Source organism: Agrococcus sediminis (genome assembly GCF_007923295.1).
Lineage (GTDB): Bacteria > Actinomycetota > Actinomycetes > Actinomycetales > Microbacteriaceae > Agrococcus > Agrococcus sediminis.
In genome coordinates this window covers 106,450-124,788 of the sequence record NZ_VOIR01000015.1, presented here as the reverse complement: position 1 = coordinate 124,788, position 18,339 = coordinate 106,450, and the positions used below count along the sequence as shown (strand labels likewise).

Genomic DNA, 18,339 nt, shown 5'->3' with positions numbered 1-18,339 from the left:
GGATGGGCCGCATGACGCGCATCATCGGGGGCCTCGCGGGCGGGGTGCGGCTGCACGTGCCGCTGCGGGGCACGCGGCCCACGTCGGAGCGCGTGCGCGAGGCGCTGTTCGGCGCGCTCGACGCGCGCAGCCTCTGCGACGGCGCGCGGGTGCTCGACCTCTACGCCGGCTCGGGCGCGCTCGGGCTCGAGGCGGCGAGCCGCGGAGCCGAGTCGGTCGTGCTCGTGGAGCGCGACCGCGCCGCCGCGAAGGTCGCGCAGCGCAACGCCGAGTCGGTCGCCCGCTCGGGCGCCGCCCACGCGATCGTCGAGCAGGTGGCGGTCGCGCAGTACCTCCACCACTCCGGCCGCCGGTTCGACCTCGTCTTCATCGACCCGCCCTACGACCTGCCCGGCGGCGAGCTCGCGGCGACGCTCGCAGACCTCGCGCCGCTGCTGCAGCACCCGGCCGTCGTGGTGGTCGAGCAGGCGCGGCGGGCCGGGCCGCTCGACCTGCCCGGCGACCTCGAGGTCGAGCGCACCCGCGACTACGGCGACACGACGCTGCACTTCCTCACGACGACGGGCGAGCCGGGCGACCGCTGAGGCGGCTGCCGCTGCGGTCGCGGGCGCGCCGAGCGGGTCTCCGGTACCGGATCGCGGATGCCGGTGGGCTCGACCCGCGATTCGGTACCGGAAGCGGGACAGGGCGGGTGCCGCCCGCGGGTCAGCCGGCGCGGTAGGGGTCCCAGCCGCGCGGCGCGAGCGGAGCGCCGTCGAGCGTGACGCCCGGCCGCTCGTCGGCCGCGAGCGCCTCGACGGCGCCGATGCGGCGCACCGCGTGGCCCCCGAGCTCGGCCGGCGGCCGCACGCCGGCGGGCAGCGCGACGAGCAGCGCGTGGTCCTCGCCGCCGTGCAGCGCCGCCTCGAGGCTCGCGCCGGGCGCCGCCCCGGCGACGGCCGCCCCGTCAAGCGCGATGCGCACGCCGGATGCGCGGGCCACGCGGGCGGCGTCGAGCGCGAGGCCGTCGGAGACGTCGAGCATCGCGGTGGCGCCGAGGTCGGCGAGCAGCGTCCCCGCCGCGATCGGGCTGACGGGCGCGAGCTGCGCCTCGATCGACGCGCCGTCGGCTCCCGCGCGGAGCCGCTCGGCCGCCGCGCGCACCGGCTCCGCCGCCGCGTCGAGGGCCTGCGCGAAGAGGTGCCGCAGCCCCGTGGCCGCGAGGCCCAGGCCGCCGACGCACCACACCGCATCCCCCGCCCTCGCGCCGCTGCGCAGCACCGGCGCGCGACCTCCGAGGTCGCCGAACGCCGTCACCGCGATGGTCGCGTGGGGGGCCGTGCCGAGGTCGCCGCCGACGACGCCGCAGCCGGGCGCCATCGACGCGACCGCGTCGGCGAGGCCGCGGGCGAAGTCCTCGAGCGACGACACGTGCGTCGACGGCGGCACCGCGAGCGCCACGACGAGCGACGTGGGCCGCGCGCCCATCGCGGCGACGTCGATGAGGTTGGTCGCGACGGCCTTCCAGCCGAGGTCGTGCCACGTCGACCAGCCGAGCCGGAAGTCGGCGCCCTCGAGCATCGTGTCGGTCGTGACGACGACGCGGCCGTCGGGGGCGCGCACGACCGCCGCGTCGTCGCCCGGGCCGAGCTCGGTCGTGTCGCCTGCCGGCAGCAGCGGGAGGATGCGCCGCAGCGCCTCGAGCTCGCCCGCCTCGTGCAGCGTGGGGTCGTCCATGCCGCAACGGTAGCCGCCGCGCACGGAGGGACGCCCCGCGCATGGGCCGCGCCGAGGCGCGCTCGGTAGGCTCGACGGGTGCGCCTGCTCCCCCTCGCCGCCGCTGCCGCGGCCCTCGTCGCGCTGACCGGCTGCGCCCGCTCGGTGTCGCTGCCGCCGGCCGAGGACGCGGCCGATCCGGGGTGCGCGAGCGTGATCGTCTCGCTCCCGGAGGAGCTCGGCGACGCGAGCCTGCCGCAGCCGCTCGACCGCCGCGAGACCACCGCGCAGGGCACCGCCGCCTACGGCGACCCGAGCGCGGTGACGCTGCGCTGCGGCATGCCGGAGCCCGCGCCGTCGGCGAGCCGCTGCATCCAGGTGGGCGCCGTGGACTGGCTCGAGGTGGCGCAGGAGGAGGACGTCTGGACCTTCGTCAGCTACGGCCGCTCCCCCGCCGCCGAGGTCGTCATCGACACGGGCGTCGTGAGCGCCGTCACCGCCCTGGAGTCGCTCTCGAGCGCCGTCGACCGGCTCGAGCAGACGGGCGCCTGCACCTAGCCCTGCGCGTCGGCCGCGAGCACGTCGGGCAGGAAGACGCGGCCGTCGTCGTGGCCCGGGTCGAGCACGATCGCGTGGCCCGCGGGGATCGCGGCCGCGAGCTCGGCGCCGGTCATCCTCAGGTGCCGGCGCGTGCGGGTCGCGAAGCCGCCGATGCGGCTCGTCGCGGTGAACGCGACGACGAGCCGCAGGTCGCCGTGCGGCAGCACGAGGAAGCGCCCGGAGCCCGGGTCACGGGGGTTCTCGACGACCGCCGGCACCACGAGCTCGGCGTCGCGCACGACCGCCCAGGCGCCCGCGTGGTCGGTCGCGTCGATCGCCCGCAGCGCGTCGAGGGTGGGATTGGCCATGGCTCCCATCGTGGCAGACGGATGCGCGGCGCAGCCGGCGGTGTCGGCGGCCTCTGGGAGACTGGGGGCATGGCGCTCGACTTCACCGCGATCGATTTCGAGACCGCCAACGGCAACGCCGCCTCCGCCTGCGCGGTGGGCCTCGTGAAGGTGCGCGACGGCCGCATCGTCGACCGCTTCGCCACGCTCATCCGCCCCACGGCCCCGTACGACGAGTTCTGGGAGTGGAACGTGCGCATCCACGGCATCCAGGCCCACCAGGTGCTCGGTGCGCCCGACTGGGTCGAGGTGCAGGAGCGCATCCTCGGCTTCGGCGGCGACGACGTCTACGTCGCGCACAACGCCGGCTTCGACAAGGGCGTGATGCGCGCCGCGGCCAAGGCCGCCCGGCTGCCCGTGCCCGAGATGCGCTGGACCGACTCGCTGCGCATCGCCCGCAAGACGTACGCGCTCGAGTCGTACCGGCTGCCGGTCGCGGCGCTCGCGGCGGGCTTCGACGACTTCCGCCATCACGACGCCGCCGGCGACGCCGAGGCGTGCGCCGCGATCGTGATCGGCGCGGCGAAGCGGCACGAGCTCGACGACCTCGAGTCGCTCGTGCAGCGCTGCACCTCGGCGGTGCACGAGATCGGCGAGCGGCACGAGCAGATGGAGGAGCTCGCGGCGTCTCGCCGGGCGGCCCAGCGCGAGCGCCCCTGGTGGCAGTGAGCGCCGCCTGGGCACCTCGGCCATAACGAAAGCATCACGATCGGGCCGATCCTGTCCCCCTGACTTCGCGGAATCATGCGGAATCCGCGCTCGCGTGCTCGAACGCCACCTTCTGGCCATGGTTACCGTGGAGAGCGCGGACGGCTCCCCAGGCCGTCCCGGACCCCCACGGACGCGACCGCCGGCAGCACGCCTGCCGGCGAGCGTATGGTGCCGCTTCGCCGACCTCTCGTCAGCGATCCACGGCAGACGAACGACCGCTCGCGCGGCTGCACCCGTCCTCGACTGAACGCCCTCCGGGGCGCGACAGGAGCGACATGAGCGAACCGCGCGTGACCGGCGACGAGACCGTCGCCGACGACATCGCCGTGCGCGTCGAGCATCTGACCAAGGTGTTCGGACGGCGCGCGGGCGAGGCCGCCGACCGGCTGGCGGAGGGCGCGAGCCGCGACGAGGTCGCGAAGCTCGGCACCGCTGCCGTCATCGACGCCTCGTTCGAGGTGCGCCGCGGCGAGATCTTCGTGGTGATGGGGCTCTCGGGCTCCGGCAAGTCCACGCTCATCCGCATGCTGAACGGCCTGCTCGACGCCACCCGCGGCTCGGTCGAGGTCGACGGCCAGCCCGTCACCGGCATCGAGCCGCGGCGGCTGCGCGCGGTGCGGCGGTCGCAGGTGTCGATGGTGTTCCAGCACTTCGCGCTGCTGCCGCACCGGACGGTGCTCGAGAACGTCGCCTACGGCCTCGAGATCCAGGGCGTCGATCGCGACCGCCGCCTCGAGCTCGCCCGCCGCGTCGTCGACCGGGTCGGCCTCGCCGGCTGGGAGGAGCGCCTGCCGAGCGAGCTCTCCGGCGGCATGCAGCAGCGCGTCGGCATCGCCCGCGCGCTGTGCGCCGACACCCCCGTGCTGCTCATGGACGAGGCGTTCAGCGCCCTCGACCCGCTCATCCGCCGCGAGATGCAGGAGCAGCTCGTCGAGCTGCAGGCCGAGCTCGGCAAGACGATCGTCTTCATCACGCACGACCTCAACGAGGCGATGTTCCTCGGCGACCGGATCGCCGTGATGCGCGACGGCCGCATCGTGCAGATCGGCAGCCCCGAGGAGATCCTCACCGACCCGGCCAACGACTACGTGGCGCAGTTCGTGCAGGACGTCGACCGCACCCGCGTGCTCACCGCCGCGAGCGTGATGGAGCCGCCCGCCGCATCCGTGCCCCTCACGGTCGGCCCGCGCGGCGCGCTCAAGGCGCTGCGCGACGTGCAGTCGTCGACGCTGCTGGTCACCGGCCCCGGCCGCACCGTGCTCGGCGCGGTGCGCGACCGGGAGGTGCTGCGGGCGGTGCAGCGCGGCGACCGCGACCTCGCCGCGCTCGTCGACGCCGACGTGCACCGCGTCGGCCCCGACACGAGCCTCGCCGACCTGCCAGAGCTCGCCATCACGAGCGGCCTGCCGATCGCCGTCGTCGGCGACGGCGGCCGGCTGCTCGGCGTGATCCCGCGGGTGATGCTGCTCGCGGCGCTCGGCAACGTGCCCACCGACACCTCCGAGCTCGCGATCGTCGACCTGCCCCCGGCGGTCGACCCGCGGCTCGTCGCCCAGACCCTCGACGACACGCAGGAGGTGTCCGATGCTCGATGACGTCCGCCTGCCGCTCGGCGCAGGGGTCGAGACCGGCGTCGAATGGATCACCGCCAACCTCTCGGTGCTCTTCGACCTCATCCGCACGATCGTGCTCGGCATGTTCGAGGCCGCCGAGGTCGCCTTCACCGAGCCGCCCGCGCTCGTCATGATCGCGATCCTGGGCGTCGTCGCCTTCGCCGTGCGCGGGTGGCGGATGGGCGTCGGCACCGTGGTGGGGCTGCTGGTCGTCGTGCTCGTCGACCAGTGGGACAACGCGATGGGCACCCTCGCGCTCACGGTGGTCGCGGCGCTCTTCGCGCTGCTCATCGCGATCCCGCTCGGCATCTGGGCCGCGCGCTCCGACACCGTGTCGGCGATCGTGCGCCCGATCCTCGACTTCCTGCAGACGATGCCCGCCTTCGTCTACCTGATCCCCGCGATCATCCTGTTCGGCATCGGCGTGGTGCCCGGCATCATCGCGACCATCGCGTTCGCGATGGCACCCGGCGTGCGGCTCACCGAGCTCGGCATCCGCGGCGTCGACCGCGAGATCGTCGAGGCCGGCGCCGCGTTCGGGGCGTCGCCCGGGCGCATCCTGCGGCAGATCCAGCTGCCGCTCGCGCTGCCGACGATCATGACCGGCGTCAACCAGATCATCATGCTGTCGCTGTCGATGGTGGTGATCGCCGCGATGGTCGGCGCCGGCGGGCTCGGCCAGGACATCGTGCAGGCGCTGCAGCGCATCGACGTGGGGCTCGGCTTCGAGGCCGGCCTGTCGGTGGTGATCCTCGCGATCATCCTCGACCGGCTCACGAACGCGCTCGGCAGCCTGCAGCGGCACAGCCCGCTCGCGAGGCTGCGCTCGCGCCGCGTCGCCGCCGCGGGGGCGCCGACGCCTGCAACCGGCACGGTCGCCCCGGCGGCCGCCGAGACCGACCCGGCCGCCCTGACCGGGCGATGAGACTTCGGCGACCGCAGCCCGCGGCCGCCGACGGACGAATGACACGGAACGAGAGAGGACACAGCATGCACAAGCGATTCATCCGCGGCGCGGCCGTCGCCGCCGTCGGAGCCCTGGCCCTGGCCGGGTGCTCGGCGGGAGGGGCCGAGGCGGAGGCGCCCGAGGGCGACGCGACCGCCACCGCCGACCAGACCGACCTCACGATCGGCGTCTTCAACGGCTGGCCCGAGGGCGAGGCCGTCTCCTACCTGTGGGCCGCGATCCTCGAGGAGGAGGGCTACGACGTCGAGCTCGAGTACGCCGACGCCGGGCCCGTGTTCGCCGGCATCGCCGGCGGCGACTACGACGTCACGCTCGACGGCTGGCTGCCGATGACCCACGCGTCGTACATGGAGGAGTTCGGCGACGACCTCGTCGACCTCGGCTCGTGGAACGACGACGCGGTGCTGACCCTCGCCGTCAACGAGGACGCCCCGATCACCTCGATCGAGGAGCTCGCCGAGAACGCCGACGCCTTCGGCAACCGCATCGTCGGCATCGAGCCGGGCGCCGGCCTCACCGCCGCGACCCAGGACTCCGTCATCCCCACCTACGGGCTCGAGGGCATGGAGTTCACGACCTCGTCGACGCCGGCCATGCTGGCCGAGCTGAGCGGCGCGATCGACGCCGGCGAGAACATCGTCGTCACGCTGTGGCGCCCGCACTGGGCCTACGACGAGTTCCCCATCCGCGACCTCGAGGACCCGGAGGGCACGCTCGGCGCCGCGGAGGGCATCCACTCGATCGCCCGCGCGGGCTTCGAGGAGGACTTCCCGCAGCTCACCAAGTGGCTGCAGGCGTTTCCGATGGACTCGGAGCTGCTCTTCTCGCTCGAGAACGAGATGTTCAACAGCGACGCCGACTCCGACGACTTCCCCGAGATCGTCGACGCGTGGATCGCCGAGAACCAGGAGTACGTGGACTCGCTCACCGCGGGCGAGTGACGCGACGGCGGAGGGGCCGCTCCCGGGTGGGGGCGGCCCCTCCGTCGTGCCTGGGCTGGTGGTCTCGACTCGTCGGCCTGCGGCCGACGGCTCGACCAACGGGAAGGGGTGGTCTCGACTCGTCGGCCTGCGGCCGACGGCTCGACCAACGGGAAGGGGTGGTCTCGACTCGTCGGCCTGCGGCCGCCGGCTCGACCAGCGAGAAGGGGTGGTCTCGACTCGTCGGCCTGCGGCCGACGGCTCGACCAGCGAGAAGGGGTGGTCTCGACTCGTGGGAGGCGAGGCCGTCAGTCGTTGGCGGTCACGTGCGCGAGCAGCAGCTGCCGGAACCGCTCCGGGTCCTCGAGGTGCGGCGAGTGGCCGGCGTGCTCGAAGACGACCTCCTGGTACCAGCCGCCCTTCGCGGCGTACGCGTCGAGCACCGCGCGCGTCTGCGACACCATCGGCTGCGGCGGCGCCGCCTCCTCCCCCGGCCAGCCCGGCACGATGCCGTGCTTGCCGAGCGTGTTCAGGTCGAAGAACGACTCGTCGCTCACGATCGCGTCGTGCGCGCCGCGGATCCACAGGATCGCCGGCTTCCGCTCGAGGTCGACGATGCCGGTGAGGTCGAGGTGCACGCCCGACATCGTGTTCAGCACGCCACGAGCGCCGGCCGCGAAGCCCGGCCACGCATCCGACGCCGTGCCGTCGCCGGGCTGGTTGCCCTCGCCGGTGCGCGTCGAGAGCATCGACTCGACCCAGAGGTCCTCGTGCTCGTCGGAGAACCCGGGGGCGACGTACGAGCTGCGGAAGACGCTCCGGGGGCTCGTCGGCTCGTCGTCGGTCGTGTCGCCCGCCGCGAGGCGCGCGATGAAGTCGGGGTTCGCCGCGAGCCCGCCCGTGCCCGCCCCGTCGGGCGTGCACAGCGTGCCGTCGAGCCGGGTGCCGAAGCCCTGCGGCGGCACCGGCGCCATGAGCGTCACCGAGCGGATGAGGTCGGGCCTGTCGAGCATGAGCTGCATCACGACGCCGCCGCCCATCGACCACCCGAGCACGTGCGCGTCGGCGACGCCCATCGCGTCGAGCACCGACGCGACGTCGTCGGCGAAGTCGCGCAGGCCGCGCGTCGCGTCGACCGGGAGCGCCTCGCTGTCGCCGTAGCCGCGCAGGTCGATCGCGACCGTCGGGCGCGGCAGCGCGAGCATGAGCGGCTGGAAGAACGACGACGACGAGACGTTGCCGTGCACGAGCACGACGGGCCGGCCGGCGCCGCCGTGGCGGAGGACGGATGCGCGCAGGCGGTCGGTGCGGACGACCTGCTGCTCGATGCCCTCCAGCAGGGTCGTCACGCCAGCACCTCGGGCTCGGTCTTCTCGCGCACCTCGTCGAGCGTCACGCCCGGAGCCAGCTCGACGAGCCGCAGCCCCTCCGGCGTGACGTCGAGCACGGCGAGGTCGGTGATGATGCGGTCGACGACGCCCTTGCCCGTGAGCGGCAGCGAGCACTCGTCGACGATCTTCGCCGAGCCGTCCTTCGCGACGTGCTCCATGAGCACGATCACCTTCGCGGCGCCGTGCACGAGGTCCATCGCGCCGCCGGGGCCCTTCACCATCTTGCCGGGGATCATCCAGTTGGCGATGTCGCCCGAGGCCGAGACCTGCATCGCGCCGAGGATCGCGGCGTCGATCTTGCCGCCGCGGATCATCGCGAACGACGTCGCCGAGTCGAAGAACGACGTGCCCGGGAGCGTCGTGACGGTCTCCTTGCCGGCGTTGATGAGGTCGGGGTCGACCGCGTCCTCGGTCGGGTACGGGCCGACGCCGAGGATGCCGTTCTCGCTCTGCAGCACGACGGTCACGTCGTCGGGCACGTAGTTCGGCACGAGCGTGGGCAGCCCGATGCCGAGGTTGACGTACATGCCGTCCTCGAGCTCCTCGGCCGCGCGCGCGGCCATCTGGTTGCGGGTCAGTGCCATGTCAGGACTCCTCTCGAACCGTGCGGCGCTCGATGCGCTTCTCGATCTCCGTGCCGACCTCGACGATCCGGTGCACGAACACGCCCGGCAGGTGCACCGCATCCGGGTCGATCTCGCCCGGCTCGACGAGCTCCTCGACCTGCGCGATGCAGATGCGGCCCGCCATCGCCGCGGGCGGCGAGAACTGCCGGGCGGCCTTGTTGAAGACGAGGTTGCCGTGCCGGTCGCCGCGCAGCGCGTGGACGAGCGCGAAGTCGGTGGTGATGGCCTCCTCGAGCACGAACTCCTGCGGCTCGCCGTCGACGTCGAACGTCGCCGTGGGCTTGGGCTCGGAGGCCTTCGCGACCGTGCCGTCGGCGTTGTAGAGCTGCGGCAGGCCGCCCTCGGCGACCTGCGTGCCGACGCCCGTGCGGGTGTAGAACGCGGCGATGCCGGAGCCGCCGGCGCGCAGCTTCTCGGCGAGCGTGCCCTGGGGCGTGAGCTCGAGCTCGAGCTCACCGGTGAGGTAGCGGCGCTCGAACTCCTTGTTCTCGCCGACGTAGGAGGAGGTCATCTTGTCGATCTGACCGTTGCGGAGCAGGAGGCCGAGGCCCCAGTCGTCGACGCCGCAGTTGTTCGAGACCACCTTGAGGCCCGTCACGCCGCGCGCCTCGAGGGCGCGGATGAGCTCCATCGGGTTGCCGGAGAGGCCGAAGCCGCCGACCGCGAGGGTCGCTCCGTCGGGGATGTCCGCGACCGCCTCGGCCGCGGACGCGTAGGTCTTGTCGATCGCCATCAGCGTCCCTCTCCCTGCTGCGCGGGTGCGCCGGCGGCGCGCGCGGCCTCGGCGACCGCGTCGGCCACCGCATCCACGCCCGCGCCCAGCAGGATCGTGTAGTGGTTCGTGCCCGGGATGTCCCGGACCTCGAGCTCGGGCAGCCGCGACCTCCACGTCGCGAGCCACTCGTCATCGTAGAGGCCGGGAGCCTCGTCGAAGAGGCCGCGCGGGCTGCGCAGCAGCACCGCCGGCACCTCGAGCGACTCGAGGGCCTCGGCGTAGCCGCCGCGGCCGTCGAGCTCGACGAGGTTCGCGACCACCGCGTCGGGGTTCGCGGAGGGCCGGAGCCCTGCGTCGACCTCGGCGTGGGCGTCGACGGGCACGAGGTCGTAGTCCACGTACTCCTCGATCGCCGCGCTCCAGTAGGGCCCGAAGGCGGGGTGCTCGCGCCAGAAGTCGCGGTAGGCGTCGCGGGAGGGGAACGTCATGCGCAGCCGGTCGATGGCCGGGCCGAGCACCTCCTCGGGGCTGCGCTCCTCGCCTGCAGGAGCGGGACGCAGCGGCAGGCCGCCGTCGACGAGCACGAGCGAGGCGACGCGCTCGGGGTGCGCGGCGGCGAGGCGCACCGCGACGTACGCGCCCATCGAGTGGCCGACGACGATCGCGCGCTCGATGCCGGCGGCGGTCATCGCAGCGGCGACGTCCTCGGCGTGCTGCTCGAGGCCGAAGGGACCCGGCAGCGCGCGCGAGCCGCCGCGGCCGCGCAGGTCGACCGCGAGCAGCGGGCCGTCGACGCGCACCGCGAGGGGCGAGAACGAGCGGTGGTTCGCCGTGATCCCGTGGACGGCGACGACGGGCGTGCCCGCCGCATCCGCCCGCCACAGGGTTGCGACAAGCTCGCCGCCCGCGACGGGCAGCCGCAGCGGCGCCTCGGTGGCGGCGGTCGTCATCGGGCGCTCCACCCGCCGTCCATGACGTAGGAGGTGCCGGTGACCATGCCCGCGTGCGGGCCGGCGAGCCAGGTCGCGAGCGACGCGACCTCCTCGGGCTCGACGAGCCGCTTGATCGCGGCCTCGGTGAGCATGACCTTCTCGAGCACCTCGCTCTCGGGGATGCCGTGGCGCTTCGCCTGGTCGGCGACCTGCGACTCGACGAGACCCGTGCGCACGTAGCCGGGGTTGATGCAGTTCGAGGTCACGCCGTGCGGGCCGCCCTCGAGCGCGGTCACCTTCGACAGGCCCTCGAGCCCGTGCTTGGCGGCGACGTAGGCCGACTTGAAGGCGGATGCGCGGATGCCGTGCACGCTCGAGAGGTTGATGATGCGGCCGAAGCCGCGCTCGTACATGCCCGGGAGCGCCGCGCGGATGAGCAGGAACGGCGCCTCGAGCATGAGCGTGTGGAGGCGCCGCCACATCTCGGGCTCGAACTCCTCGATCGGCGCGACGCGCTGGATGCCGGCGTTGTTCACGAGGATGTCGGCCCGCAGCTCGAGCGACTCGAGCGAGGCGACGTCGAGCAGGTCGACCTCCCATGCCTCGCCGCCGATCTCTCGCGCGAGCGCGTCGGCCGCGGCGCCGTCGCGGTCGGCGACGACGACGTGCGCGCCCTCCGCGGCGAACGAGCGCGCCATCGCGGCGCCGATGCCGGCGGCGCCGCCGGTGATCACGGCCCTGCGGCCCTCGAGTGTGCTCATGCGTCCTCCTCGGTGTGCGCCGCGGTCGCGGCGGGGTGGCTTGCGGTGGCGGGCGTGCGGCCCGCGGGTGCGGCGGGGGCCGCGGGCGCTGCCGGGGCGGTGCCGAGCGCGCGCTGCACGAACGCCACCATCTCGTCGAACACGTGGTCGGGCACGGGCGTCGCGCCGGAGCCGTAGGGCCCCGACTCCGCCGTCGGCCAGAGCACGTACCGCATCCCGATCATCTCGCCGACGCCCATGAGCGCCCAGGCGGCGACCTCCGGGTCGACGTCGCCGATCTCGCCGTTCGCGCGGGCCCGCTCGAGGCCCTCGCGGTAGCCCTCGACGATGCGCTCGTAGTGGCTGCGCATCGCGCCGGGCGAGACGTACTCGGCCTCGCGCACCACGCGGTAGAGCGCCGGGTGCTCGGCGGTGAAGGCGAAGAACTCGCGGAAGCCCTCGCGCTCGGCCTCGGCGCGGTTGGCGCCGCGCGCGGCGCCGTCGCTCATGGCCTTCCGCACGCGGCGGTTGAGGTCGTCGACGAGCTGCTCGAACAGGTCGAGCTTCGACTCGAAGTACAGGTAGAAGGTGCCCTGGGCCACCTTCGCGCGCTCGGTGATGCGCGAGATCGACGCGGCCTGGTAGCCCTGCTCGGCGAAGACGCCCTCGGCTGCCGCGAGCAGCTTGGCCTTGGTCTGCTCGCCGCGCTTCGTCCTCGGCTCGTTCATCGCGCCTCCGCCCGCTCGGCCTGGGCGGCTGCGATGAGGGCCCGGCGCAGCGGCTTGCCGCTCGTGGTGCGAGGGATCTGGTCGACCTCGAGGAAGCGCTTCGGGTGCTTGAAGCCCGCGAGGCGGCCGTCGAGGTGGTCGCGCAGCGACCGCTCGTCGGCGGGCTCGGCGAGCACGAGCCACGCGACGAGCTCCTCGCCCCACCGCTCGCTCGGCACGCCGGCGACGGCGGCGTCGGCGACGGCCGGGTGCTCGAGCAGCGCGAGCTCGACCTCGATGGGCGCGATCGACTCGCCGCCCGAGCGCACGATGTCCTTCACGCGGTCGACGATGCGGATGCGGCCGGCCGGGTCGCGCTCGACGAGGTCGCCCGTGCGCAGCCACGGCCCGAGGGTCGCCGCGGCGGTCGCCTCGGGGTCGCGGAAGTAGCCCTGGAAGACCGCGGGGCCCCGCACGAGCAGCTCGCCGGTGCCGGCGCCGTGCACCACGCGCCCGTCGACGAGCAGCGCGAGGTCCACGTGCGGGTAGGGGCGGCCGACGGTGCCGGCGTCGGAGGCGTCGCGCGCGATCGTGACGTTGGGCGCGGCCTCGGTGAGCCCGTAGCCCTGCTGCACCGGCACGCCGCGGCGCGCGAGCTGCTCGACGGCGCGCGGGTCGAGCATGCCGCCGCCGACGACGGCGGTGCGCAGGCTCGACAGGTCGCGCACCGCGAAGTCGGGGTGCTGGATGAGCGAGCGGAACGTCGTCGGCACGCCCATCGTCGCGGTGACGCGGTGCCGCTCGATGAGCGCGAGCGCGCGCCCCGCGTCGAAGGTGCGCTCGAGCACGACCTGCGCGCCCACCCACCAGGCGAGCAGCGGCTGGATGTTCCAGCCGGCCACGTGGTGCTGCGGCAGCACCTGCAGCACGACGTCGTCGGGGGTCATCGGCGTCGCGCGCGAGAGCGACAGGTTGGCCCACGCGCAGTTGGCGTGGCTGAGCACGACCGCCTTCGGCGCGCTCGTCGTGCCCGAGGTGAAGAGCATGAGCAGGCCGTCGTCGTCCTGCACCGCACCGCCGGCCGCCCGCTCGGCGGGCGCCGGCGCATCCGGCACGAGCGACTCGGCGCCGGCGGCGCCGAGCGCGGTCGTGCGGATGCCGTGGTCGCCGAGGCGGTCGAGCGCGGCCTCGGCGACGGGCCGGTGGTCGTCCTCGACGAGCAGCAGCGAGGGGTCGGCGATGCGCAGCTGCTCGGCGAGCTCGCGCGCGGTGAGCCGCCACGACAGCGGCACGAGCATCGCGCCCGCCTTGGCGCACGCGAACAGCAGCACCACCTGGTCGGCGGTGGAGCCCGTGACCGTGGCGATGCGGGCGCCGCGGCCGTGCCCCGCCTCGACGAGCGCGTGCGCGAGCGCCGTCGCGCGGGCCTCGAGCTCGCCGTACGAGACGGTCACGCCGCGGTCGACGATCGCCGGCCGCGACGGGTCGGTCGCGGCACGGTCGGTCGTCCAGCGGCCGAGCGTGAGCGCGCCCGGCGCCGCGTCGCCGTGCACCGTCGCTGCGCCTCCCATGCGCCTAGGCTTCCACGTCCTGCAGCGCTGCAGGCTGCTCGGCGTCCTTCGCGCCGCCGCGCGGTCGCGTCACGCGGTGCGTGAGGCCCACGATGCCGCCGGGCGCGAACATGACGACGAGCACGAAGAGCATGCCGAGGATGAACAGCGGCTCCGACAGCGGGATGCGCAGCACGTCGGGCAGGCGCTGGATCCACTCGGCCGAGGCGAGCGCCGCGAGCCGCTGGTCGAGCAGCGTGTAGATGATGCCGCCGACGATCGCGCCCCAGCGGTAGCCGACGCCGCCGAGCACGACGATGACGAGCAGCGTGAGCGTGAAGTCGCTCGTCGAGATGCGCGGCGTCGCGCTCGACTGCAGCATCATGAAGCCCATGCCGGCGACCGCCGCGAGCACCGCGGCCGCGGCGAAGACGAACAGCCGCACGAGGTAGGGGCGCAGCCCCAGCACCGTCACGCGCAGCTCGTTCTCGCGCGCCGCGGCGACCACGTGGCCGAGGCGGGAGCGCTCGACCCACACGCACGCGAGGTAGACGAGCACGAGGATCGCGAGCGCCATCCAGTAGAGGTTGCGCGTGTTGACGACGCCGACGAGGAAGTCGGGCACGACGTCGACCTCGAGCGTCACGCCCTCCTCGCCGCCCGTGAGCCCGCCGACGTTGCGGCGGATCATGACGTTCATCGCCTGCGCGACCGCGAGCGTCACCATCGCGAACGAGATGCCGCTCACCCGCAGCGCGAGCGCGCCGACGAGGTTGCCGAGCACGAGCGCGATCACGAGCGTCAGCACGATCGCGAGCAGGAAGACCGCCTCGCTCGGCATGCCAGTCGGCGCGAGCAGCCGCAGGATGATGCCGAGCCCGTACGCGCCCGCGGCGAAGAACATCGCGTGGCCGAACGACAGCATCCCCGCCACCCCGAAGATCAGGTGGTAGCTGAGCGCGAGCGCCGCGATGAGCATCGCGTAGGCGAGCACGGTGAGCGTGCCGGGCGTGTAGGTGGGCCCGGGGAGGACGCCCGGGATGTCGATGGCGAGCAGCGGCAGGATCGCCGCCGCGATGACCACGGCCGCGCCGACCGCGAGCCGGCCCCACGTGGACTGCAGGAATGTGCGCATCATCCGCTCCTAGTGCGTGACCTTGCCCATGAGGCCGGTCGGTCGGACGAGCAGCACCGCGGCGAGCGCGAGCACGATGGCGATGTCGCCCGTGCCGCCGAGGTAGAAGTTCGCGAACTGCTGGATGACGGCCACGAGCACGGAGGCGATGGCCGCGCCCGTGAGGGAGCCGAGGCCGCCGATGACGGTGACGATGAACGCGTAGATGAGGAGCGACGTGCCCTGGTGGGCGCCCACCTGGCCGTAGTAGACGGAGGCGAGCACGCCGCCGAGGCCCGCGGCCGCGCCGCCGATGGCGAAGACGATCGTGAAGGCGCGGCGCACGTCGATGCCGAGCGCGGTGACCATGGTGCGGTTCTCGACGCCGGCGCGGATGACGAGGCCGTAGCTCGTGCGCTGCAGGAACAGCACGATGAGCACGAGCACGACGGCCGCGGTGCCGATGAGCAGCCAGCGGTCGTTCGGGATGTTCGCGCCGAGCACGTCGGTCGTGCCGCCGAGCCACTCCGGCAGCCGGATCTGGATCGGGTCGGTGCCCCAGATGCCCTCGAAGAGCGCGACCGAGGCGAGGCCGAGGCCGACGGTGACGAGCACCTGCTCGATGTGGCGGTTGTAGAGCGGCCGGATGAAGACGAGCTCGGTGATCGCCGCCACGAGCGCGCCGACCACGAGGCCCACGAGCATGCCGACGAGCAGCCCGCCCCAGCTGCCGTCGCCGACGCGGCGGCCGACCTCCCAGCCGAGGAAGCCCGCGAGGGTGAGGAACGAGCCGTGGGCGAAGTTCAGCACGCCCATCAGGCCGTAGATGAGCGAGAGGCCGCTCGCGACGAGGAAGTAGAGGGCGCCGAGGCCGACGCCGGTGATGAGCAGGAGCAGGACGGTGCTCACGCTGCCTCCTGGTCGGTCGAGACGCCGAGGTGCCGGTGCACGAGGTCGGAGTCGAGGAACTCGGATGCGGGGCCCGTGTGCACGACGCGGCCGCCCGAGAGCACGACCACGGTGTGGGCGAGCGCGCGCACGACCTGCAGGTTCTGCTCGACGAGCAGCATGGGCGTGCGCTCGGCCGCGGCCTCGAGCGCCTTCGTCACGGTGCCGACGATGAGCGGCGCGAGGCCCTTGGTGGGCTCGTCGACGAGCAGCAGCCGGTTGTCGTTCATGAGCGCGCGCGAGAGCGAGACCATCTGCTGCTGACCGCCCGAGAGCGTGCCCGCCTGCTGCTTCGCGCGCTGGAGGAGCTCGGGGAAGAGCTCGCCGACGATCGCCCGGTTCGGGGCGCCGCCGCGCTCGGCGAGCCGCAGGTTCTCCTCCACGGTGAGGCCGCCGAAGACCTCGCGGTCCTCGGGCACGTAGGCGATGCCGCGCTGCACGATGCGGTGCGTGAGGAGCCGGTCGATGCGCTCGCCGTCGAAGGTCACCTCGCCCGTGCGCTCGTACAGGCCGAGCAGCGCCTTGATCGTCGACGACTTGCCGACGCCGTTGCGGCCGAGGAGCGCGGTGACGCCGTGGGCCGCGACGTCGAACGAGACGTCCTCGACGACCTGCTGGCCGGCGATCCGGGCCTCGAGGCCGCGGACGGACAGGATGGCGGTCACACGGTCTCCCCGAGGTAGGCCTGCTGGACGGCGGTGTCGGCCATGACGGCCTTGGGCGTGTCGATGGCGAGCAGCTCGCCGTGGTGCATGACCGCGACGCGGTCGACGAGGCCGAGCAGCACCTCCATGTGGTGCTCGACCATGAGCACGGTGCGGCCGGAGCGGTGCAGCCGGCGGATGACCTCGACGAGCCCCGCGACGTCGCCGGAGCCGACGCCCGCCATGGGCTCGTCGAGGAGCACCACCTCGGGCTCGGTCGCGAGGAGCATCGCGATCTCGAGCTTGCGCTTGTCGCCGTGCGAGAGCACGCCGGCGTCGGTGCCCGCGTGGTGCGCGAGCTCGACCTCGTCGAGGCAGCGCATCGCGACCGCGGTGGCCTCGTCGCCGGCCCGCGGCATGCGCCACGGGCTCGTGGCGCCGCCGAGCTTCGACTGCGCCGCGAGGCGCACGTTCTCGCGGGCGCTCAGGCCCGGGAAGACGCTGGAGGTCTGGAACGTGCGGCCGAGACCGACCCGCGCCCGCTGGTGCACCTTCCGGCTGGTGACGTCCTTCCCTGCGAGCAGCACGCGGCCGCTCGTGGGGATGAGCACACCCGAGATGACGTTGAACAGCGTGGTCTTGCCCGCGCCGTTGGGGCCGATGACCCCGACCATCTCACCGGTCGCGACCTCGAACGAGACGTCGTGCAGGATGCGCGCGCCCCCGATCTGCAGGCCGACGGCGTCCAGGACGAGCGCGGATCGGTCTTCCATCGGCCGCGCCTACTGCTGGCCGGCGACGGGCGGGGCGACCGCCTCGGCGTCGACGACCTCGATGAGCTCGGGCGTCCACGTGCCGCCCTCGTCGACGAGGCGCACCTGGAACATCGGCTGGATCAGCGCGTGGTCCTCGGCGCGGATCGTGAGCTCGCCCTTGACCGACTCGAAGGTCCAGCCCTCGAGCGCCCCGATCATGGCCTCGACGTCGCCCTGGCCCTCGGTGATGGCGTGCACGAGCATCTGCGCGCCGACGAAGCCGTCGACCGTGAACAGGTCGGCCTCGTGCCCGGCCTCCTCGAGGTACGCATCCATCGCTCGGGCGGCCTCGGTGTCGGTGGCGCCCGGGAAGTAGTGGTTCAGGAACTGGATGTCGGCGGAGCCGGGGCCGTAGGCCTGGTACGACGCGCGGTCGGCGAGGCCGGTGACGACGGTGGTGTCGGCGAGCACCTGCTGCTGCGCGAGCGCCTCCCACATCGCGCCGGTCGTGGCGCCGGCCCACGCGACGAACACGAGGTCGGGCGACGCGGCCGAGATCTGCTGCGCGAACGGCGTGAACTCGGTGGCGTCCTCAGCGACGAGGATCGGGGTCACCGTCGCGCCCTCGGCGCCGAGCACGGCCTCGACCGAGGCGACGTTGCCCTGGCCGAACGCGTTGTCCTGCGCGAACACGACGATGTTCGAGCCCTCGACGCTGTCGAGGAAGGTCGCGGCGGTGGCGACGTCCTGCAGCGTCTGGCGGCCGGAGCGGAAGGTCTGCTCGTTGACGCCCGTGATCGCGTCGGCGGCGGCGGGGCCCGAGAGGAAGAGCACGTCGTTCTGCGCGGCCTGCTCGGCGACGGCGAGCGAGACGCCGGAGGCTGCGGAGCCTCCGATGATCTGGAAGCCCTGGCCGATGAGGTCCTTCGCCTGCGTGACGGCGGTGTCGGGGTTGCCCTGGTCGTCGACCCACTCGATCGTGAGCTCGACGCCGTCGATCTCGCCGGTGCCGTCGGTGGCGTAGTCGAGGCCTGCCTCGAAGCCCTGCTGGTAGGTCTCGCCGTACGCGGCGAGCGGGCCGGTGATCGAGGTGATCATGCCGACGTTGACGGCGACCGACTCGGCGGCGCCCTCCGAGCCGTCGGTGGATGCCTCGGGGGTGGCCGTCGTCGGCGCGCACGCCGTGAGCGCGAGCGCCGCGATGGCGATGCCCACGCCTGCGAACTTCGTTGTCCTGCGCATGAGATGCCTTTCGAGCAGTGGGAGCCCCTGGGGGCGCAGCTCGGCGGGCGAGCACGTCCTCGTGCGGCTTCACGGTGTCGGGAACTGACCAAACCTGACAGGTGGTTCAGGTTTCAGGTTCC

Annotated in this window: 20 protein-coding genes; 6 read left to right on the top strand and 14 right to left on the bottom strand. The window is 73.6% G+C overall.

Annotation, left to right across the window (positions count from 1 at the left end; all coding sequences use genetic code 11):
• The first annotated feature begins 11 nt into the window (after positions 1-11).
• Complete coding sequence (gene rsmD, locus FQ330_RS09835) at positions 12-584, top strand: 16S rRNA (guanine(966)-N(2))-methyltransferase RsmD (protein WP_192575909.1); 573 nt, start codon at positions 12-14, stop codon at positions 582-584.
• Between the two features lie 121 nt (positions 585-705).
• On the opposite strand, the gene thiL is transcribed toward rsmD, so the two are convergent.
• Positions 706-1,716, bottom strand: a complete 1,011-nt coding sequence (thiL, locus tag FQ330_RS09830) for a thiamine-phosphate kinase (RefSeq protein ID WP_146357161.1) — start codon at positions 1,714-1,716, stop codon at positions 706-708.
• 78 nt (positions 1,717-1,794) lie between these two features.
• Here thiL and FQ330_RS09825 point away from each other — a divergent pair, with 78 nt between their 5' ends.
• A complete protein-coding gene (locus FQ330_RS09825) occupies positions 1,795-2,253 on the top strand; it encodes a DUF3515 domain-containing protein (protein WP_146357159.1) in 459 nt (152 codons plus the stop codon).
• Here FQ330_RS09825 and FQ330_RS09820 read toward each other — a convergent pair.
• A complete protein-coding gene (locus FQ330_RS09820; protein ID WP_192575908.1) occupies positions 2,250-2,603 on the bottom strand; it encodes an SseB family protein in 354 nt (117 codons plus the stop codon). The two genes, FQ330_RS09825 and FQ330_RS09820, sit on opposite strands and share 4 nt — an antisense overlap.
• Positions 2,604-2,672: 69 nt before the next feature.
• Between FQ330_RS09820 and FQ330_RS09815 the strand changes: the two genes are divergently transcribed.
• The 4 genes from FQ330_RS09815 (at position 2,673) to FQ330_RS09800 (ending at position 6,874) form a co-directional block, all read left to right on the top strand.
• The gene (locus FQ330_RS09815) at positions 2,673-3,311 is read left to right on the top strand and encodes an exonuclease domain-containing protein (protein WP_128190755.1); all 639 of its coding nucleotides are present in this window, start codon (positions 2,673-2,675) and stop codon (positions 3,309-3,311) included.
• A 317-nt stretch (positions 3,312-3,628) separates the two neighbouring features.
• Entirely contained in the window at positions 3,629-4,948 is a 1,320-nt protein-coding gene (locus FQ330_RS09810) for a quaternary amine ABC transporter ATP-binding protein (RefSeq protein ID WP_146357155.1), read from the top strand.
• The gene (locus FQ330_RS09805) at positions 4,938-5,891 is read left to right on the top strand and encodes an ABC transporter permease (protein WP_146357153.1); all 954 of its coding nucleotides are present in this window, start codon (positions 4,938-4,940) and stop codon (positions 5,889-5,891) included. The genes FQ330_RS09810 and FQ330_RS09805 overlap by 11 nt, the downstream gene beginning before the upstream one ends.
• A gap of 65 nt (positions 5,892-5,956) precedes the next feature.
• Positions 5,957-6,874, top strand: coding sequence for a glycine betaine ABC transporter substrate-binding protein (locus tag FQ330_RS09800; RefSeq protein WP_146357151.1), 918 nt, complete (start codon positions 5,957-5,959; stop codon positions 6,872-6,874).
• Positions 6,875-7,161: 287 nt separating this feature from the next.
• On the opposite strand, the gene FQ330_RS09795 is transcribed toward FQ330_RS09800, so the two are convergent.
• From FQ330_RS09795 to FQ330_RS09740, 12 genes are read right to left on the bottom strand one after another with little or no spacing between them, the layout of a single operon-like run.
• A complete protein-coding gene (locus FQ330_RS09795) occupies positions 7,162-8,202 on the bottom strand; it encodes an alpha/beta hydrolase (RefSeq protein WP_146357149.1) in 1,041 nt (346 codons plus the stop codon).
• Complete coding sequence (locus tag FQ330_RS09790; RefSeq protein ID WP_128190443.1) at positions 8,199-8,828, bottom strand: CoA transferase subunit B; 630 nt, start codon at positions 8,826-8,828, stop codon at positions 8,199-8,201. Before FQ330_RS09790 ends, FQ330_RS09795 begins: the two co-directional genes overlap by 4 nt.
• Position 8,829: 1 nt before the next feature.
• Complete coding sequence (locus tag FQ330_RS09785; RefSeq protein WP_146357147.1) at positions 8,830-9,603, bottom strand: CoA transferase subunit A; 774 nt, start codon at positions 9,601-9,603, stop codon at positions 8,830-8,832.
• Complete coding sequence (locus FQ330_RS09780) at positions 9,603-10,535, bottom strand: alpha/beta hydrolase (protein ID WP_225792799.1); 933 nt, start codon at positions 10,533-10,535, stop codon at positions 9,603-9,605. Before FQ330_RS09780 ends, FQ330_RS09785 begins: the two co-directional genes overlap by 1 nt.
• Entirely contained in the window at positions 10,532-11,278 is a 747-nt protein-coding gene (locus FQ330_RS09775; protein ID WP_128190445.1) for a 3-hydroxybutyrate dehydrogenase, read from the bottom strand. The genes FQ330_RS09780 and FQ330_RS09775 overlap by 4 nt, the downstream gene beginning before the upstream one ends.
• Positions 11,275-11,985 (bottom strand): TetR/AcrR family transcriptional regulator, encoded by a 711-nt coding sequence (locus tag FQ330_RS09770; protein WP_146357143.1) that lies wholly within the window; start codon positions 11,983-11,985, stop codon positions 11,275-11,277. The genes FQ330_RS09775 and FQ330_RS09770 overlap by 4 nt, the downstream gene beginning before the upstream one ends.
• Positions 11,982-13,535, bottom strand: a complete 1,554-nt coding sequence (locus FQ330_RS09765) for a class I adenylate-forming enzyme family protein (protein WP_146357141.1) — start codon at positions 13,533-13,535, stop codon at positions 11,982-11,984. The genes FQ330_RS09770 and FQ330_RS09765 overlap by 4 nt, the downstream gene beginning before the upstream one ends.
• Positions 13,536-13,539: 4 nt before the next feature.
• Positions 13,540-14,649 carry a branched-chain amino acid ABC transporter permease gene (locus FQ330_RS09760; protein ID WP_318655693.1) on the bottom strand — a complete coding sequence of 370 codons (1,110 nt, stop codon included), beginning with the start codon at positions 14,647-14,649 and terminating at the stop codon, positions 13,540-13,542.
• A gap of 9 nt (positions 14,650-14,658) precedes the next feature.
• Positions 14,659-15,537, bottom strand: coding sequence for a branched-chain amino acid ABC transporter permease (locus FQ330_RS09755; protein WP_146357137.1), 879 nt, complete (start codon positions 15,535-15,537; stop codon positions 14,659-14,661).
• Positions 15,534-16,241, bottom strand: a complete 708-nt coding sequence (locus tag FQ330_RS09750) for an ABC transporter ATP-binding protein (RefSeq protein ID WP_128190629.1) — start codon at positions 16,239-16,241, stop codon at positions 15,534-15,536. Before FQ330_RS09750 ends, FQ330_RS09755 begins: the two co-directional genes overlap by 4 nt.
• Complete coding sequence (locus FQ330_RS09745) at positions 16,238-16,993, bottom strand: ABC transporter ATP-binding protein (RefSeq protein WP_128190628.1); 756 nt, start codon at positions 16,991-16,993, stop codon at positions 16,238-16,240. The genes FQ330_RS09750 and FQ330_RS09745 overlap by 4 nt, the downstream gene beginning before the upstream one ends.
• A gap of 9 nt (positions 16,994-17,002) precedes the next feature.
• The gene (locus FQ330_RS09740; RefSeq protein ID WP_146357135.1) at positions 17,003-18,217 is read right to left on the bottom strand and encodes a substrate-binding domain-containing protein; all 1,215 of its coding nucleotides are present in this window, start codon (positions 18,215-18,217) and stop codon (positions 17,003-17,005) included.
• Positions 18,218-18,339: the final 122 nt, after the last annotated feature.

What these genes read in the sequence shown, in the direction of transcription:
- rsmD (WP_192575909.1), top strand. Translation starts at nt 12, where the DNA reads ATGACGCGCATCATCGGGGGCCTCGCGGGCGGGGTGCGGCTGCACGTG.
- thiL (WP_146357161.1), bottom strand. Translation starts at nt 1,716, where the DNA reads ATGGACGACCCCACGCTGCACGAGGCGGGCGAGCTCGAGGCGCTGCGG.
- FQ330_RS09820 (WP_192575908.1), bottom strand. Translation starts at nt 2,603, where the DNA reads ATGGCCAATCCCACCCTCGACGCGCTGCGGGCGATCGACGCGACCGAC.
- FQ330_RS09815 (WP_128190755.1), top strand. Translation starts at nt 2,673, where the DNA reads ATGGCGCTCGACTTCACCGCGATCGATTTCGAGACCGCCAACGGCAAC.
- FQ330_RS09810 (WP_146357155.1), top strand. Translation starts at nt 3,629, where the DNA reads ATGAGCGAACCGCGCGTGACCGGCGACGAGACCGTCGCCGACGACATC.
- FQ330_RS09805 (WP_146357153.1), top strand. Translation starts at nt 4,938, where the DNA reads ATGCTCGATGACGTCCGCCTGCCGCTCGGCGCAGGGGTCGAGACCGGC.
- FQ330_RS09800 (WP_146357151.1), top strand. Translation starts at nt 5,957, where the DNA reads ATGCACAAGCGATTCATCCGCGGCGCGGCCGTCGCCGCCGTCGGAGCC.
- FQ330_RS09790 (WP_128190443.1), bottom strand. Translation starts at nt 8,828, where the DNA reads ATGGCACTGACCCGCAACCAGATGGCCGCGCGCGCGGCCGAGGAGCTC.
- FQ330_RS09785 (WP_146357147.1), bottom strand. Translation starts at nt 9,603, where the DNA reads ATGGCGATCGACAAGACCTACGCGTCCGCGGCCGAGGCGGTCGCGGAC.
- FQ330_RS09780 (WP_225792799.1), bottom strand. Translation starts at nt 10,535, where the DNA reads ATGACGACCGCCGCCACCGAGGCGCCGCTGCGGCTGCCCGTCGCGGGC.
- FQ330_RS09775 (WP_128190445.1), bottom strand. Translation starts at nt 11,278, where the DNA reads ATGAGCACACTCGAGGGCCGCAGGGCCGTGATCACCGGCGGCGCCGCC.
- FQ330_RS09770 (WP_146357143.1), bottom strand. Translation starts at nt 11,985, where the DNA reads ATGAACGAGCCGAGGACGAAGCGCGGCGAGCAGACCAAGGCCAAGCTG.
- FQ330_RS09765 (WP_146357141.1), bottom strand. Translation starts at nt 13,535, where the DNA reads ATGGGAGGCGCAGCGACGGTGCACGGCGACGCGGCGCCGGGCGCGCTC.
- FQ330_RS09760 (WP_318655693.1), bottom strand. Translation starts at nt 14,649, where the DNA reads ATGCGCACATTCCTGCAGTCCACGTGGGGCCGGCTCGCGGTCGGCGCG.
- FQ330_RS09745 (WP_128190628.1), bottom strand. Translation starts at nt 16,993, where the DNA reads ATGGAAGACCGATCCGCGCTCGTCCTGGACGCCGTCGGCCTGCAGATC.
- FQ330_RS09740 (WP_146357135.1), bottom strand. Translation starts at nt 18,217, where the DNA reads ATGCGCAGGACAACGAAGTTCGCAGGCGTGGGCATCGCCATCGCGGCG.